This window comes from Kitasatospora sp. NPDC091335 (genome assembly GCF_044757205.1).
Lineage (GTDB): Bacteria > Actinomycetota > Actinomycetes > Streptomycetales > Streptomycetaceae > Kitasatospora.
Genome location: NZ_JBIVUM010000002.1, coordinates 591,689 through 606,716, shown reverse-complemented (window position 1 = coordinate 606,716; position 15,028 = coordinate 591,689). Strand labels below are relative to the sequence as shown.

Genomic DNA, 15,028 nt, shown 5'->3' with positions numbered 1-15,028 from the left:
CGCTCGTCTGTTCGGGCCCGGTCGGAGCGGCCCGCGGGACGCCCCGGAGCGGGCTCCGGCCGGCCGGAGCCCGGCCCGGGCTCAGTCGAAGCGGGCCGCCAGCAGCATCAGGTCGTCGGTGTCCGCGCCGACGGCCTCCGGGGCCGGGCAGACGGCCAGCAGGTGGGCGCAGAGCCGGTCCGGGTCGATCCGCACGTCGCGCGGGGCGTCGGCGGCGGCCCGGCGCAGGTTGGCCTGCCCGGCGTGCAGGGTCGGGCCGCAGCGACGGGCCAGCCCCTCCGTGTAGAGCAGCAGGGTGTCGCCGCGCTCGGCGGTGAAGTCCACCCCGGGGGCCTCCCAGCAGGTCAGCATGCCGAGCGGGGCGGAGAGCGAGGTCTCCACGAACTCGGCGCCGTGCCGGCCGACCAGGACCGGCGGGCAGTGCCCGGCGCCGGCCAGGGTGATCCGGCGCTCCTCGGGCTCCACCCAGGCGTAGACGGCGGTGGCGGTGCGGGTCGGCTCGGTGGTCTTGAGCAGCAGCTCCAGGTCGCCCAGGACGGAGACCGGGTCCTCGCCCTCCAGCACCGCGTACGCCCGTAGCGCGGCCCTGATCCGGCCCATCGCGGCGGCCGCGCCGGGGGCGGAGCCGGGGCCCGCGCCGGGGCCGTCGCCGGAGACGGAGCCGACGGTGAGGCCGATGGTGCCGTCCGGCAGCGGGATCGCGTCGTACCAGTCGCTGCCGCTGGAGCGGTCCAGCCCGGCCGGGACGATCCGGGCGGCCAGCCGCAGCCCGGCCGCCTGGGGGAGCCGGTCCGGCAGCAGGCCGCGGCGCAGCGCCTCGGTGGTGCGCGAGATCCGGTCCGCCTCCAGTTGCTTGGCGAGCAGCGGGGAGGCGATCTCGCAGTAGTGGCGGGCGAGTTCGCGCTGGCACTCGGTCGGCTCGGCGGGCTCGTCGTAGAACCAGAGGGCGGCGGCCAGCGGGCCGTCCTCTGGGGTGGCGAGCGGCAGGCCGAAGGCGCCGCCGAAGCCGAGGTGGACGGCGAGTTCGCGCAGCCGGGCGCCGATGGCCGGGTCCTCGGCGAGGTCGCGGGAGTGCAGCTGGGCGGGCCGGTCCCGTTCGCGCAGCAGCCGGGCCAGCAGACTCTGCTCGGTCGGGACGGTCTCCAGGGCGCCGAGGCTGGCGCGGTCGAGGCCGTGGCCGACCGGCTGGCCGGGGCCGCCGCCGGGCAGCCTGGTGACCAGCATGCCGCGGCGGGCGCCGAGCAGGGCCGCGCCGGAGGCGAGGACGGTGTCCAGGGTGGCGGCCAGACCGCGGGTCCTGGCGAGCCGCTCGGTGTGCTCGTGCAGGCTGGTGATATCGGACAGACGTCCGGCCAAACGGTCCTGCACCGCGGCGGACGGCGCCGTGCGGTCGCCCGCCGAGCCGTCGTCCGTCGTGCCGTCCTGGGCGTCGGCGGGGCCGGTCCGTCCCGGCGGATCGAGGACGGTGAGCCCGCCTGCGCAGCCGGGCTCGCCCGGTTCGGCGGTCGTCGTCGAGGGGAGGGCCGTCGACGGGTGGGACTCGTTCATGCCGCCACTCCTGACGCGGTGCTACGTGCCATGCGAGACCCCCAGATAGGCCGATGTGGAGCGAGCACGGCCAAAGGGCGTGTTTCGCCTCGATTCGCTACTACTCGTCATTGATCGACAGCAATGCCACCACTTCTACACAGGCCATTCGGGGCATGTCCAGATCCAGGACGAGGCCGGTGCCCGGTTCCGCGTCCAGCGTGACCCGGCCGGGGGCGCGAGGGGGTCGTGCGCGCGCCGCACGGGCCCGGAGGCATGGAGCGGACCGCGAGCGGGCAGAACGGGGAGGACGGCCCGGGCGGCCGTCCGGATCGTATGTCCGTGCCGCCCGCGAGCCGGGCCGGCCGGAACTCTCTCACTCGTACGGTGGAACCAAGCGCGCCCGGGCGGCGTCCATCCGGTCGCGTACGGGATTCTCGTTCCAAGGGCTGTGCCGGTGCGCGGCCCTTCATGTCGTGCTCCACACCTGTTCCACGTCGTAGCCGCGCCGTCCGCCCAGCCGCCCCGCCCCGCCCCGCGCCGCCCGGGGCCCGCGCCGCGGCGGGCCCGCGCGGAGGATCCCGACGGACGCCGACGGGGCGGAGCGAAGCGAGCGGTCAGGGAAAGGAACGAGCGCCATGCGTGAGAACCCGAAGGACCGGTCGGAGAAACGCGCCGCCCGGCTGACCGCGGCCCTGACGGCCGCCGTCGACCACCGCTGGCCCGTGGTGCCGGGCGCCGTGCTGCGCGAGGGCTGCTGCTCCTGCGGCGACCCGGACTGCACCGTCCCCGGCGCCCACCCGCACGACCCCTCGCTGCTGGCCGCCACCACGGACGCCCGGATGGTGCGCTGGTGGTGGGAGCGGAAGAGCCCGGACGCACCGGTGATCGTCGCCACCGGCCCCACGGTCTCGGCGGTCAGCCTGCCCGCGGCGGCCGGTGCGCGGGCGCTGGTCTACCTGGGCGCGCTGCGGCTGCCGCTCGGTCCCGTGCTGGCGATGCCGGGCCGCTACGCACTGCTGGTGGCCCCGTACTCACTGGACGTGCTCGGTGAGATGCTCGCCCAACTCCCCTGGGTGCCCGGGTCGTTGCGCTACCACGGGCCCGGCGGCTTCCTGTCGCTGCCGCCCGGCGGCGCGGCCGGGCCGGTGCGCTGGGTGCTGGCCCCGCGGCCGGGCGCCGGCGGCGGGGTCTGGCTGCCGCAGGTCGGGCCGCTGCTGGGGGAGTTGGTGGAGGCGACGGTCCGGTTGAACCACGGACGTTCGGCCTACTGAGGATCACCGGAACCGGGCCTGCATCGGGGCCGTCCACCGGGGTGTTACGGAAAACAAAAGATCCGGCCGCTGGCGACGGGGGATGCACCAGCGGCCGGACTCTTTAGACAGTAACAAGGATCCGCGCCCGCGCCAATTTCCAAGACGCCCTCCACGCCCGGAAATTGCGCGTTCAGCGCGACAATGTGACGCGTATCACGCGGATCCTGCGCGCTTTAGTTCAGGGTGACCTGACGGTTCACCAGGTTCGCGCGGGAGCGCCGCTCCTCGGCGGTCAGCGGGGTTCCGTCGGCGAGTACGGCGACGAGCCGCTCGGCGAACTCGGCGGCCGGCTTCTCGCAGTCGGCGGCGGTCATCGTGAGCGGGAGGTCCCACACCGGGACGGTCAGGCCGTGCGCGCGGAAGGAGCCGACCAGGCGGGTGTCCTGGCCGAGCGAGGCCTCGCCGGCCGCGTTCAGCCGGGCCAGCGCGTCCAGCAGCTGCTCCTCCGGCACGGTCATCACCCAGCGCAGGTGGTTCTTGTCCGGGGTGCCGCACCAGTAGGCGGCGTCGACGCCGGCGAGCTTCTCGGTCGGGATGGCCGAGGCGTTGGCGCGCTCCAGGGAGGCGGCGACCTCACCGGTGGCGGACTCGGCGTCCTCCAGCCAGAACTCGAATCCGGTGTGCACCACGGGCTCGAACCCGGCGGTGGTGTCCAGCAGGTCCTGGAGGCGGCGGCCGCCGGGGACGGTCCGGCGGGCCGGCACCGGGCTGCCGGGCTCGGTGGCCAGGGCCAGCTCCAGGGCGTCCGCGAGGTCGCGGCTGAGGTCGCCGGAGGCGGACTGGGTCTGGAGGCCGAGCAGCACCGAGCCGTCCTGGCGGCGCAGGGCCGGCCAGGCCAGCGGCAGCACGGTGGCCAGCGTCACCGACGGGACGTCGCCGCTCGCGCCCTCGGCCACCCCGGCGGCCAGCTTCAGCGGCACCGTGGCGGCGGGCACCAGCTCGCGCAGCGCCACCCAGTCGGCCTCGCCGGGCAGGCCCTCGAACGGGCGCTGCACCAGCTCCTGCACCGCGTGGGAGGCCTCCCGGCCGTGACACGCCTTGTACCGGCGGCCCGAGCCGCAGGGGCAGTCCTCCCGGGCCCCGACCACGGGGATCTCGCCCGTGACGGCGGTGGTGGACTGGCGCTGCGGCGCCTTCTTGGCGGCCTTCTTGCCCATGGTGCGGCTCTCCCGGGAACGGTGGTCCTGTGTTCCGGGAAGCCTAACGACACATTCCCCGGGCCCGGCTCACGCGCTACGGGCATCGCCTCCGGTGCGCCGGGCGTGCCGGGCTCTGGCGGGCAGCGCCGCCCAGACCGTGACCTCGCCGGGCGCGTCGCGCACGCCCCAGTCGCCGGCCAGCTGGTCGACGATGCTCAGGCCCCGGCCGCCGCGCGAGGTCAGCGACGGGCTCGCGGGCAGCGGCCGGGTGGCCGCCCCGCCGTCGGTGACCTCCAGGGTGAGCACTCCGTCGGCGTGGATCTGCCAGCGGACCAGCACCCCGCCGGCCGGCTCGGCCGGGCCCTCGGCGGGCTCCCGGCCGCCCGGTGCGGCGTGCGCCCCGGACGGGACGCCGACCAGCACCTGCCCGAGCACCTCGGCCTTGGCGCTGCGGCCCAGGGCCGGCAGCGGGCCGAGCGGACGGGCGTACCGACAGGCATTGCTCAACAGCTCGGAAAGGATCAGAACAGCATCATCGATGACCGGTTCCGGTATCTGCCGGTCACTCAGATCTCGACGCAGTCGGCGCCGTGCGACCCCGACACTCGCTGGGCCGTGCGGCACTGCCATGGTCGATGAAGTCGGCACTTCACGCGCCACCATCAACGCCACCCCCGGACCTCCTTCAGCGTATGCCGAGGGAGAGATGCCCCTTGGTAATGCGTCGGAAACGAGCACCGGACGATCCCGCGAGCCCATTTCGAGCGAAGCGACCGAAGGTGGACATCAGGTCATTCCGTGCTCACCCTCTGTCGCTCGCGCGCAAGAATTCCGGCAATTTCGTGCGAGGAAGGTTTGACTGCTGACCAGAGCGATCAGTCTGCTGCGGTGTGGCGCCGGGCGTGATGCCGGGTACGGCCGTGGGTACGGTGCCTGCGCCCGCTCACCGGCCGAGCTGCGCCAGCACCTCCGCGGGCCGGTTGGTGATGATCGCGGACACCCCCAGCTCCAGGCAGAGCTCGACGTCGGCCGGCTCGTCCACCGTCCACACGTGCACCTCGTGCCCGAGTTCGCGCAGCCGGGTCACCAGCTGCGGGCGGGCCCGGACCAGCTCGATGCCGGGGCCGGCGATCCGGGCCCCGCCCGGCAGCGGCGAGTCCGCGCGCAGCCGGCCGAGCAGCGGCAGCGTCCGCTCGAACAGGAAGACCCGCCGGAACCCGGGCGCGGTGGCGGCCACCCGGTTCAGCGCGACCGAGGAGAAGCTCATGATCCGGGCGGACGGGCGGTCGCCCTCCGGGGTCGCGCCGATCTTGAACCGCTCCAGCGTCCGCAGCAGCTCGGCCTCCACCCGGCCGCGGAAGCGCACCGGGTGCTTGGTCTCGATCGCCAGGTCCACCGGGCGGCCGCACTCCACCACCAGCTCCAGCAGGCGCTCCAGCCGCAGCACCCCGCGCAGCTCGGGGTCGGTGCTGGGGCGGCCGGTCTTCCAGGCGCCGAAGTCGTACGCCTCCAGCTCGGCGAGGGTCATGGCCGAAACGGTGCCCCGGCCGTTGGAGACCCGGCCGATCCGGCGGTCGTGCACGCAGACCAGCGCGCCGTCGGCGGTGACCCGGACGTCGCACTCCAGCGCGTCCGCGCCTTCGTCGAGCGCGCGCCGGTAGGCCGCGAGGGTGTGCTCGGGCAGCGCGTGGGAGGAACCGCGGTGGGCGATCACCTGGACGGGCGGCACGGTGCGCGCCGCCGTCGAGGACAGGTCTGGGCTGGTCACAGGGCCAACGATAGGCGGCGGAAGTGACGCGCAGACCAAGACGGCCCCAACCTGTGGGGCCGTCTTCGGGCGGTGGTGGCGCTGCCGGCCCCGGCGGTCGTGGCCGCTCCCGGGGGGCCCGGCAGACCCCGGTGAGCGCCGCCGGTGGCAGCCCCCGGCGTCAGCGCGCGGCGCGGCGGGTGAGCGGGGTGAGCGCCCAGGTGGCCAGGGCCGGCACCAGGAAGGCGAACAGCGAGGCCGAGGTCCACTCCTGCGGGGTGAAGTGCAGTGCCTCCCGGGCGGAGGTCCAGAAGTCCGTCCACCAGTCGGCCACCCCGGTCGGCGCGATGAGCTGGTAGACCGCGAAGCCCAGCGTCCACGGCAGCAGCATCAGCCAGCGGGACGGCGCGTCGGCGGAGAGGTTCCAGCCGTGGCGTCCGGCGCCGAAGAAGTAGTCCACCGCCAGCACGGCCAGCAGCGGAACGAACACCGAGCCGATCAGGCCGAGGAAGTTGCTGTAGGTGTCGGTGAACTGGTCGATCCGCAGCGCCAGCACGGTGGTCAGCACGCCGATCGCGCCGGAGAGCACCCGGCGGTCCGCCCTCGGCAGCAGGTTCTGCACCGACATCGCGGTCGAGTACACGTTGGCGAAGGACTGGTCCGTCTCGCGCAGCACCAGCACCAGCAGGAACAGCCAGCCGGCCCAGACCCCGAGGAAGGAGTCGAAGATCCGGTTCGGGTCGCCGTCCGACTGGAGCAGCGCCATCAGGCCGAGCACGTAGCACCAGACCTGGGCGATGGTGTAGCCGGAGAAGCTGCCCCAGAACGCCGAGCGCGGGGTGCGCGAGTGCCGGGTGTAGTCGGCGGCCAGCGGGACGAAGGAGACCGACATCGCGATCATCGCGTCGGTGGCGCCCAGGAAGCCGTGCCAGTTGCCGGCGCCCGGGTCCGGCACGCCCTGGCGGCCCAGCTGGACGGTGAGGTACACCATCGCCACCGCGACCGCCCCGGCCACGAAGCGGCGCAGCACCGCGATCGAGCCCAGCGGCCAGATCGTCAGCGCGGTGGTCAGCGCGCCCGCGAGCAGGACGAACAGCCAGCGGTAGCCGGTGGTGTGCGCGACGGTCTGCGCGCCCGCCGAGATGGTCAGCAGCTCGAACACGCCCCAGCCGACGCACTGCACGATGTTCAGCACCGTCGGCAGGTACGACAGCCGGGTGCCGAACAGCCCGCGCAGGTTCGCCATCGCGGGGGCGCCGGTGCGGGCGCCGATCAGCGCGGCCACGCCGAGCATCGCGGTGCCGACCGCCGTACCGACCACGATCGCCGTCACCGCGGCGGCCAGCGACAGCTCGCTGCCGGGGGCGCCGAGCACGGTGGCGGCGGTGGTGAAGCCGATCAGGCTGACGCCCAGGTTCATCCAGAGCGCGAAGTGGTCCCGGAAGCGCAGCGTGCGCGGCGGCTCGGTGTCCAGGACCAGCGGTGCCTCGACGTGCTGCGCGGGGCGCTCCAGGACGGCGGCGGCCGCCGGACCGGGGAGACCCTCGGACGCGGGATCGGGGAAACCCTTGGACGCGGGTGCGCCCGAAGAAGAGGATGGCGAAGCAGGCGGCATGGCCGATACTCCCTACGCCGGCATTACCCGGACAGGTTCCGGCGGTCAGCGCCCCCTCGAACGTCCGTCACTCCGGTGGCGTACGGTCGACATGCGCACTCTCAGCCTGGTGGGTCCAAGCTCCCGCGTGTCAGTTTGGAGCGACAGGCTAACCGGGACGGGGGCGAACGCCCAAGGCCGAAGGACGTGGGGTCCGCATCGCGGGACGTCCGGCGGGGGAGGGGAGCCCCGGCCGTCGGCACCGGCTAAGGATTCTTATGAGTTCTTCAGAGGGGTCCTTACGGCAATCGAATCGACTGTGCGAAAAACTATGGTCCTTGGTTCTGTCAGCTATGGAGGTCGTCCGTGAGCACTGAGCGCGAGGTTGGGCCCACCGGGCCGCAGGGGGAGCAGCCCGCCGGCCAGGGGGCGGCCGAGGCCGTTTCCGAAGGCCCCGCTCAGGGCGGGCACAACCCGACGATGGCCTTCCGGCGGGTGCCCGAGCCGGAGGCCGCGGAGGCCGTCGCGCCCGTCGAGGCCGCGCCCGTCGACGCCGTACCGGTGGAGGGCGGGCACAAGCCCACCGTCGCCTTCACCAAGGTCCCCGCGCCGGAGGCCCCCGTGGCGCCCGCCGCCGAGGAACCGGCCGTCGACCCGGCCACCGGCTACATCGACGCGCCGCCGCCGGTGCTGCCGCCCGCCCCGCAGGCCCCGGCGGCCCCCGTCGCGCCCGCGGCACCGGCCCTGCCGCCGGCCGCCAACCCGTACGCCACCCCGACCCACGGCGTCCCCGCCGCCGGTGCGCACGAGGGGTACGGCGCCGCCGCGCACGAGGGGTACGGTGCGGCCCCGGTCGCTCCCGGCGGTCCCGCCGCGCACGGCCACCACCCCTTCGGTGCCGGCCAGCCGCTCGGCGGCTGGGGCCCGACCCACGACTCCACCGCCGGCGGCGCGGGCTACCCCGGCGCGCCGGCGGGTCCGCTCGGCTACCCCGGTGCTCCGGGCGGCCCCGGCGGTCCGCGCAAGAAGGGCAGCCGTCTGGTCGGCCTGATCGCGGCCGTCGCCCTGGTCGCCGGTGTGGCCGGCGGCGCGCTCGGCGTGAGCGTCGCCGACCGCGCCGACCGCAACACCGCCGCGGACGACCACCGCAGCACCACCGTCCAGGCCAGCGACACCCAGAAGAACGAGCCGGCCCCCGGCTCGATCGCCGCCATCGCGCAGAAGGCGCTGCCCAGCGTCGTCACCATCAAGGCGCAGGGCAACGGCGAGTCGGGCACCGGCACCGGCTTCGTCTTCGACACCGAGGGTCACATCCTCACCAACAACCACGTGGTCGCGCCGACCCTCAGCGGCGGCAAACTGACCGTCAAGTTCGCCGACGGCAGCTCCTACAACGCCTCGGTGCTGGGTCACGCCGAGGGCTACGACGTCGCCGTGATCAAGATCGACAACCCGCCCAAGAGCAAGCTGACCCCGCTGCCGCTGGCCGACTCCGACAAGGTCAACGTCGGCGACGCCACCGTCGCGATCGGTGCGCCGTACGGCCTGGAGTCCACCGTCACCAGCGGCATCATCAGCGCCAAGGACCGTCCGGTGGCCTCCGGCGACGAGACCGGCTCGCAGGCCTCGTACATGAACGCCCTCCAGACCGACGCCTCGATCAACCCCGGCAACTCCGGTGGCCCGCTGCTCGATTCGGGCGGCGCGGTGATCGGCATCAACTCGGCGATCCAGTCCAACGCCTCCGCCAACGGCCGGGCCGGCAGCATCGGCCTGGGCTTCGCCATCCCGATCAACCAGGCCAAGTGGGTCGCCGACACCCTGATCAAGACCGGCAAGCCGGTCTACGCCAAGCTCGACGTGCTGCGCAACGACGACTACAAGGGCGACGGCGCGCAGATCCAGACCAAGGACATCCAGGGCCAGCCTGCCGTCACCCCCGGCGGCGCGGCCGACAAGGCCGGCCTCAAGCCGGGCGACGTCATCACCAAGCTCGGCGGCGTCCCGATCGACAACGGCCCCGCCCTGGTCAGCCGGATCTGGACGCACAAGCCCGGCGAGACCGTCGACGTCGAGTACACCCGCAACGGCCAGACCCTCAACACCAAGGTCACCCTCGGCCAGCGCGAGGGCGACCAGCCGTGACCGCCGGCCGCACGGAATCGTGTGCGCCGAACCCCGCCGGACCCGTTAGGCTGACCTCCGCCTGGAGAGCTGCCCGAGCGGCCTAAGGGAACAGTCTTGAAAACTGTCGTGGCGTGACCCGTCACCGTGGGTTCGAATCCCACGCTCTCCGCTGGTGAGGAACACCCAGCTCAGGGCGGGTATCGGCAACAAGCCGATACCCGCCTTTTTCGATTCCGTCCCGGGCTGTCCCACCTGTGTGCCGGGTCCGGTCAGCATGTGTGGGCCAGTTGTGGGCCAGATTCTCGGTCTACTCGCCGCCGTACTCCTGGTCGAGGAACCGCTCGATCAGGGTGTTGGACCGGTCCTTCCGGCCGTCGAGCACCTTGGCGTAAAACTTGAAGAGCACCGTGATGCTGTGCCCGGCCCGGTGAGCGACCTCCGCCGGGTCGACGCCGGCCGCCAGCCACCCGGACACGCAGGTGGCCCGGAGGCTGTAGGGCACATCGGCGAACGGCGTGCCCACCTGCACGGGGGTGAGCGCCAGTTCCCGGGCCTTCTTCCAGACCTCCGAAGTCTCCTTGGTGCTGATCAGCCCACCCTCGGCGGCCTGGAACAGCCGTCCGTCGAGGCCCAGGCCGAACTCGTCCACGTGCTCGCGCAGCATCCGGACGAACACCGGGGGGATCGGGATCTCCCGGGTGGCCTTACGGGGTCGGTGCTTCAAGCCGCGCTCTTCATGGGACTGCCCGTCGTCGGTCCATCGCGATCCGACCCGAGGTGAGCTGCCGGGGGCCACGATGAGGCCCCAACCCGTCTTCGGGAGCGTGCAGTCGGCCAAGCGGAGGTGAGCGACCTCGGCCGGGCGCATGGCGGCCCAGTTGGTGCAGCCGTAGTAGGTGGCCAGGTGGCGCCCGCGCAGGCCGAGAGTCCGGACCGCTTCGATCAGCTCCCGAGCCTGTCGCGGCGCCGGAACGTATCGGAAGTCGATCTCGTCGTCCGTCTCCGGTGGCGTCCACTTCACGGACTTCAACGGGTTCGCCGTGAGGAGCTTCCGTTCGATCGCGTACCCGATCGCGCCGCTGAGGGTGGAGTACTTGCGCTTGATGGTGTTGTCCGCCGCGCGCTTCCCGTCCAGCTTGAGGGTGATGGCCGTAAGGGCCTCCCGGAGGGTGTCCGAGTCCTCCAACTGTGAGACGGGCACGGACTTCCGGGCGATCCAGGCGAGTGCGTCCGCGAACTTCTCCGGGATCTCGCCCTGGTGGTCGGAGACGTTGAACGCCCAGCACGAAAGGGCCGTCCGCAGCTCGGCCGCCGGCGGAGCCCCACGGTGGTCCGCGACGAGCGCCGGAGTGATCGTGGCGAGCCCATCGGCCCGCGCGGCACGCTCCTTTGCGGATGATCCCGGCCACGTGACCTTCGCGTACTTCTTGGCGTGCTCGAACCAGGATTCCTGCTTCTGCTGTTGCGTCAGCTTGCGCAGTTCGGACGCGGGCAAGCCGGTCTCGACGTCGAACTGCTCGCCGTCCTTCATGGCGGTGCGGAGTTCGGCCAGCCTGCCGGTGGCGAGGGTCTTGGTGACGTAGCTCTTCGAGTGGGGCTTCGGCCCGACCTTCCAGCGCAGTTCGAACGGCTTCTTCCGGTTGGAGCGTTGACGGATGGTGTACAGCTTCACGTCGTACGTCAGCACATGCTCTCCAAATGACGGAGCCCCGGCACTGGCCGGGGCTCCTAGGTGCTTCAGCTGTCGGTTCAGGCAGCGGAGGATCGCTCCTGGGCGGCCCACCAGGCGTCGAGGGCGCTACGCCGGATGCGCAACTGGCCGTTGGGGAGCTTCATGGTCGCGGGCCCCCTCCCCAGGGCGACCATCCGGTAGAAGGCGGAGCGGGACATGTCCAGCTCTTCGAGGACGGCGGCGAGCTTGAGCTTCGGGTCCTTCACGGGCATGCCGGTTCCTCCCGGGTTCAGCAGGGTGGGGTGTTGGAGGTCGATGGTGATCAGGACAGTCGAGTCGACGCCTCTCGGCGCGTGTGTCCTAGGTGCGGATTTCTGCGTCACAGCGTCACCTGCGTCATCTAGGGCTCTGATCTGCGGTTTTGTGTGACGCAGCGCCCGTCGTCCGCGTCACCCGTGCGTCACGGGCTGCGTCGCGCGGTGACGAGGCCGGTGACGCAGGTGACGCAGGATGACGCAGCGTCCGTCGTCTGCGTCACGGCTGTTGGCGCAGGTCAGAGGCTGCTTTTCGGGCCGCGTGACGCAGGTGACGCAGCGTCTTCCCTCTTAGGACAAAAGAGGGGCGGATTGCTTGTAGTTCGGTGCTCCTCAGAGCGTGAAGAAGGAGCCGCTTCGCGGCACGACCCTTTGGCGGCTTCGCCGAACAGCAAGAAGAGCACCCCGCGCGGACGCCGGTGCTCTTCTTGCTTGTCTGGGCGGCGACCCGGTCAGGGCAGCTGTTGCTGTTCATGTGGGGCGGGGGCGGCCGGGCGGGCCATTTCGAGGTAGCGGCCCTCTCGCGTGCGGCCGGTGTCGATGAGGACCTGGCGGGCGGCGAGGGTGGGTTGGAGGCGCTTGAGACGGTCGGAGAGGACTTTGCCGGTGGTCGGCCAGCCCTTGGGCAGGGGGCGGAGGTCGTCGCCGCTGTAGAGGCGGCTGAGGCAGTTCAGCCACTCGGTGGAGGTCATGCGCTGTGCCTGGCCCGGGGCGATGGTGTCGGCGTGCTTGAGGACGGTCTGCGCGAGCAGGTCACCCTCGATGACGTCGTCGTTCAGGTCGTCCAGGCCGGCCCGGTAGGCGGCCAGCGCCCCGAGGCCGGTCGCCGCGTCGAGTTGCGCGCACAGGTGGGCGAAGTCCGCCATGCGCAGGTCGGTGGGGGTCTCCGCCTCTGCCGCGCGGACCTTGACCGTGAGGTCGAGCAGGGACCCGAGGACGACGGGCAGCACCTCTTCGTACTCCGCCCACAGCTCGGCCTCGGTGCGCCGGACGCGGGGCCGCTCCAGCCGCAGGGGCAGGAGGCGTTCGGCGAGGTCGGGGCGGATGACGCCGACGTCGATGCCGGTCAGGAGCAGGGGCCGGCGGTAGGCGGAGCGGTGCACGTCCCCGTCCGTGAACAGGGCACGCTTGACGGACTCGGCTCCGGTGACGATGCAGCACATGGCGTCCGAGAGGTCCGGGGTCATGTGGGAGAGGTTGTCCAGGGCGGTGACCCATCCGGCCGCGACCGCCGCGATCAGGTTCTCCTCGTCCTTCGGGGCCCGGCGCAGGTCACCGCTCATGCCCTCGATGATCCGCACGAGCATCCGGCCGCCGGTGGACTTGCCCGCGCCCTGCGGGCCGGTGAGGAATGGGGCCGGGACGGGCACGGACGGGCCAAGACAGCCGACCAGCCAGGCCAGGGCCAGGCACTCGGTCGTGGCATCGGCGAAGTTCGTCAATCGCAGCAGCAGGTCGATGCCCTTGCCGTCGGTGTCCTTGGCCGGCAGCGGCAGTTCGCCGGTGAGCTGGGTGCGCCGCCAGCAGACCTCGCTCGGGTCGGGGGTGGCGATGTCCCAGCCGGTGGGGTGGATGCGCACGGACAGGCCGTCGGCGCGGCCGAGGTCGAGCCACGTGGCCCCGTCGAAGCCGGGGGCGACTCGGATGTGGACGCTCTGCACGTCCTCGGACAGGGCGAGCGCCTCGATCAGGTCCAGCGCCTCCTTGAGCGCGGACCCGTTGAACACGCCGACGCCGTCCCGGTAGAGGCCGACCATGAGTTCCTGGCGGTGGCTTCCGGTCGTGCCCTGGGAGCGGATCGGCCGGGCCACCGGGTGGCCCATGCGCTGCGCGTACACGGTGCCGTCGGCGGTGCGGAAGTACCGGAAGTGCGCCTGCGCGTAGTCGGCGATGACCTCGCGGGCGGGGGTCTTCTCGTCGTCGGCCACGGCTACAGTCCCAACCGGTGAAGGGCGTTGGTCCAGGCGTCGGCGCAGTGGCGGGGCGATTCGCCCTTGGCCTGCGCGGCGGTGAACAGCCGCGCGGTGTGCGCCTCGGTCAGGCACCCGCATCGGCCGTGTGTGGAGAGCACGGCGAGGAACGTCGCGAACACGGTGGCGTGCACTGCGGCGGCGGCCTCGGTGATGCGCTGCTCGGCCATGGCGATGCCACGGGCGAGGTAGGTCGGGGTGCGGTGGGGGCAGGTCCCGCCACCAGCCGGTGCGGGCACCGTGACGGCGGCCGGGCGGACAGCCGCGGGCTTCTTCACGACCAGGGCGCGGACGACGTCCGGCAGGGCAGCGATCGTGCCGGTGCCGGGACCGAGCCACCGGGCGTAGGCCATGGTGGACTTGACGTCCACGCCCGGCCGCACGGCGTTGGCGGAGGGCATGGTGCCCCGGTAAATCCAGTGCTCACCCCGGGTGGTGCGCACGGTCCGGGTGGCGGGCAGGAGCTCGTGTGCCCACGCGATGGCCTCGGCGTCGTCGAGGTCGACGACGGTCACCCCGGCGCCGCCCGGGTGGTACGCCACCGCCGCCGCTTCCCGCCACGCCCACGTCCACTCCGGCGAGCCGATGACGGCGGGGTCGGTGGTGGCGGCGGCCCAGCCGTGGCACGGCAGCGGGCAGAGGCAGGGCCCGGGGGTCTTCATGTTCGGCCGTCCGCCGCACGCGGTGCGCTCGCAGGCCCGGCAGTTGCCGAACGGCACCTTCCCGGCCCGCAGCGGCAGCACAGGCACGCCGAAAGTCGCCAGGAAGAGCGCGGCGGCGAGCGGCTGCTCTCCCCTGATCGTGGTCGGTTGGGTCATGCTGGGGGTTCTCCTCGTCTCGATGGGGCGGGGGAACCGGAGCGGCCGGGAAGCCTTGGCCGGAGTGCCGGCCGCTCCGGGCGAAGTCAGTCCTGGTCGGCGCCGCAGACGCAGTGCTCGGGGTCGGCGCCCTGCCCGATCTGGCAGGCGCAGTAGATGAAGCCGAACGGCACGCGGGTCGGCTCGCCGCCGGGGCAGTTGTCGCATTCACCCGGGGCCCAGTCCTCGATGCCCTCGTTGGCGAACTCGTCCGGGTCGTAGTCGTAGTCGTAGTCGTCGTACACGGGCAGGCCTTCCGGTCAGGCGGCGCGGCGGGCGGCGGGGAGCTGGTGGACGGTGGCGAGCCGGATCGCCGGGGCGGTGGTGGCCGGGGTGGTGACGGGCTCGCCGCCGTCGGGCGGGGCCGCGTCGCCGGTGGCGGTGGTGCGGGCGGCGCGGTCGGCGGCGGAGGCGGCGAGGGCCCGGCGGACGGTGGCGCTGTCGGCGGCGGCGCCGCGCTGGGAGGCCACGATCGGGATGCTGAGGAGAGCGCCGGGGCCGATGAGGACGGCGGCGGCGATCAGGTCGCTGGTGGTGCTCATCGGGGGCCTCCCGTGCTGGCGGTGTGGGCGAGGACGTCGAGCAGGTCGGTACCGAGGGCGGCGAGGCGGTGTTCGATGGCCTGCCAGGAGTCGGGGTCGATGTGCATGAGGGCGGCGAGGGCGGTGGCGGGCTCGCGGTCGGCGGCGGCCTGGAGGGCCTCGCGCAGGTGGGTCGCGGCGAGCGGGCGGATGGTGTGCGGGGGCATGGGGGTCTCCCTTCCGG

At 73.0% G+C, this 15,028-nt stretch carries 14 protein-coding genes, 1 tRNA gene and 1 riboswitch; of the genes, 3 read left to right on the top strand and 12 right to left on the bottom strand.

Going from position 1 to position 15,028, the window contains the following annotated elements:
• Nucleotides 1-81 precede the first annotated feature (81 nt).
• Nucleotides 82-1,548 carry a PP2C family protein-serine/threonine phosphatase gene (locus ACIQOW_RS07625; protein WP_401080776.1) on the bottom strand — a complete coding sequence of 489 codons (1,467 nt, stop codon included), beginning with the start codon at nucleotides 1,546-1,548 and terminating at the stop codon, nucleotides 82-84.
• Nucleotides 1,549-2,165: 617 nt separating this feature from the next.
• Here ACIQOW_RS07625 and ACIQOW_RS07620 point away from each other — a divergent pair.
• A complete protein-coding gene (locus tag ACIQOW_RS07620; RefSeq protein WP_401080774.1) occupies nucleotides 2,166-2,801 on the top strand; it encodes a bifunctional DNA primase/polymerase in 636 nt (211 codons plus the stop codon).
• Nucleotides 2,802-3,016: 215 nt separating this feature from the next.
• On the opposite strand, the gene ACIQOW_RS07615 is transcribed toward ACIQOW_RS07620, so the two are convergent.
• From ACIQOW_RS07615 to ACIQOW_RS07600, 4 genes are all read right to left on the bottom strand, one after another.
• Nucleotides 3,017-4,000, bottom strand: coding sequence for a DUF5926 family protein (locus ACIQOW_RS07615; RefSeq protein WP_188295056.1), 984 nt, complete (start codon nucleotides 3,998-4,000; stop codon nucleotides 3,017-3,019).
• A gap of 69 nt (nucleotides 4,001-4,069) precedes the next feature.
• A complete protein-coding gene (locus tag ACIQOW_RS07610) occupies nucleotides 4,070-4,645 on the bottom strand; it encodes an ATP-binding protein (RefSeq protein WP_401081356.1) in 576 nt (191 codons plus the stop codon).
• A gap of 280 nt (nucleotides 4,646-4,925) precedes the next feature.
• Nucleotides 4,926-5,750 carry a glycerophosphodiester phosphodiesterase gene (locus ACIQOW_RS07605; RefSeq protein ID WP_401080772.1) on the bottom strand — a complete coding sequence of 275 codons (825 nt, stop codon included), beginning with the start codon at nucleotides 5,748-5,750 and terminating at the stop codon, nucleotides 4,926-4,928.
• A gap of 160 nt (nucleotides 5,751-5,910) precedes the next feature.
• On the bottom strand, nucleotides 5,911-7,344 hold the full coding sequence (locus ACIQOW_RS07600; RefSeq protein WP_401080770.1) for a purine-cytosine permease family protein: 1,434 nt from the start codon (nucleotides 7,342-7,344) through the stop codon (nucleotides 5,911-5,913).
• Nucleotides 7,337-7,481: riboswitch (TPP riboswitch) on the bottom strand. It overlaps the preceding gene by 8 nt.
• Before the next feature lie 208 nt (nucleotides 7,482-7,689).
• Between ACIQOW_RS07600 and ACIQOW_RS07595 the strand changes: the two genes are divergently transcribed.
• Together ACIQOW_RS07595 and ACIQOW_RS07590 are read left to right on the top strand one after the other, a co-directional pair.
• Nucleotides 7,690-9,468, top strand: a complete 1,779-nt coding sequence (locus ACIQOW_RS07595; RefSeq protein ID WP_401080767.1) for a S1C family serine protease — start codon at nucleotides 7,690-7,692, stop codon at nucleotides 9,466-9,468.
• 63 nt (nucleotides 9,469-9,531) lie between these two features.
• Nucleotides 9,532-9,619 (top strand) — tRNA-Ser (locus ACIQOW_RS07590).
• 138 nt (nucleotides 9,620-9,757) lie between these two features.
• Here ACIQOW_RS07590 and ACIQOW_RS07585 read toward each other — a convergent pair.
• The 7 genes from ACIQOW_RS07585 to ACIQOW_RS07555 all read right to left on the bottom strand — a co-directional run bounded on the left by ACIQOW_RS07585 (nucleotide 9,758) and on the right by ACIQOW_RS07555 (nucleotide 15,011).
• Entirely contained in the window at nucleotides 9,758-11,137 is a 1,380-nt protein-coding gene (locus ACIQOW_RS07585) for a tyrosine-type recombinase/integrase (protein ID WP_401080764.1), read from the bottom strand.
• A 62-nt stretch (nucleotides 11,138-11,199) separates the two neighbouring features.
• Nucleotides 11,200-11,394 carry a helix-turn-helix transcriptional regulator gene (locus ACIQOW_RS07580; RefSeq protein ID WP_401080761.1) on the bottom strand — a complete coding sequence of 65 codons (195 nt, stop codon included), beginning with the start codon at nucleotides 11,392-11,394 and terminating at the stop codon, nucleotides 11,200-11,202.
• Between the two features lie 494 nt (nucleotides 11,395-11,888).
• Entirely contained in the window at nucleotides 11,889-13,364 is a 1,476-nt protein-coding gene (locus tag ACIQOW_RS07575) for an ATP-binding protein (RefSeq protein WP_401080758.1), read from the bottom strand.
• A gap of 2 nt (nucleotides 13,365-13,366) precedes the next feature.
• Entirely contained in the window at nucleotides 13,367-14,224 is an 858-nt protein-coding gene (locus ACIQOW_RS07570) for a bifunctional DNA primase/polymerase (RefSeq protein WP_401080756.1), read from the bottom strand.
• An 86-nt stretch (nucleotides 14,225-14,310) separates the two neighbouring features.
• On the bottom strand, nucleotides 14,311-14,508 hold the full coding sequence (locus ACIQOW_RS07565) for a hypothetical protein (protein ID WP_401080753.1): 198 nt from the start codon (nucleotides 14,506-14,508) through the stop codon (nucleotides 14,311-14,313).
• A 15-nt stretch (nucleotides 14,509-14,523) separates the two neighbouring features.
• Nucleotides 14,524-14,805, bottom strand: a complete 282-nt coding sequence (locus tag ACIQOW_RS07560) for a hypothetical protein (protein ID WP_401080750.1) — start codon at nucleotides 14,803-14,805, stop codon at nucleotides 14,524-14,526.
• Complete coding sequence (locus ACIQOW_RS07555; protein ID WP_392868149.1) at nucleotides 14,802-15,011, bottom strand: hypothetical protein; 210 nt, start codon at nucleotides 15,009-15,011, stop codon at nucleotides 14,802-14,804. The genes ACIQOW_RS07560 and ACIQOW_RS07555 overlap by 4 nt, the downstream gene beginning before the upstream one ends.
• Nucleotides 15,012-15,028 lie beyond the last annotated feature (17 nt).

Bases quoted from the DNA above. Each gene is read 5' to 3' on its own strand.
- ACIQOW_RS07560 (WP_401080750.1), bottom strand. From the start codon at position 14,805: ATGAGCACCACCAGCGACCTGATCGCCGCCGCCGTCCTCATCGGCCCC.
- ACIQOW_RS07620 (WP_401080774.1), top strand. From the start codon at position 2,166: ATGCGTGAGAACCCGAAGGACCGGTCGGAGAAACGCGCCGCCCGGCTG.
- ACIQOW_RS07625 (WP_401080776.1), bottom strand. From the start codon at position 1,548: ATGAACGAGTCCCACCCGTCGACGGCCCTCCCCTCGACGACGACCGCC.
- ACIQOW_RS07610 (WP_401081356.1), bottom strand. From the start codon at position 4,645: ATGGTGGCGCGTGAAGTGCCGACTTCATCGACCATGGCAGTGCCGCAC.
- ACIQOW_RS07555 (WP_392868149.1), bottom strand. From the start codon at position 15,011: ATGCCCCCGCACACCATCCGCCCGCTCGCCGCGACCCACCTGCGCGAG.
- ACIQOW_RS07600 (WP_401080770.1), bottom strand. From the start codon at position 7,344: ATGCCGCCTGCTTCGCCATCCTCTTCTTCGGGCGCACCCGCGTCCAAG.
- ACIQOW_RS07615 (WP_188295056.1), bottom strand. From the start codon at position 4,000: ATGGGCAAGAAGGCCGCCAAGAAGGCGCCGCAGCGCCAGTCCACCACC.
- ACIQOW_RS07570 (WP_401080756.1), bottom strand. From the start codon at position 14,224: ATGACCCAACCGACCACGATCAGGGGAGAGCAGCCGCTCGCCGCCGCG.
- ACIQOW_RS07580 (WP_401080761.1), bottom strand. From the start codon at position 11,394: ATGCCCGTGAAGGACCCGAAGCTCAAGCTCGCCGCCGTCCTCGAAGAG.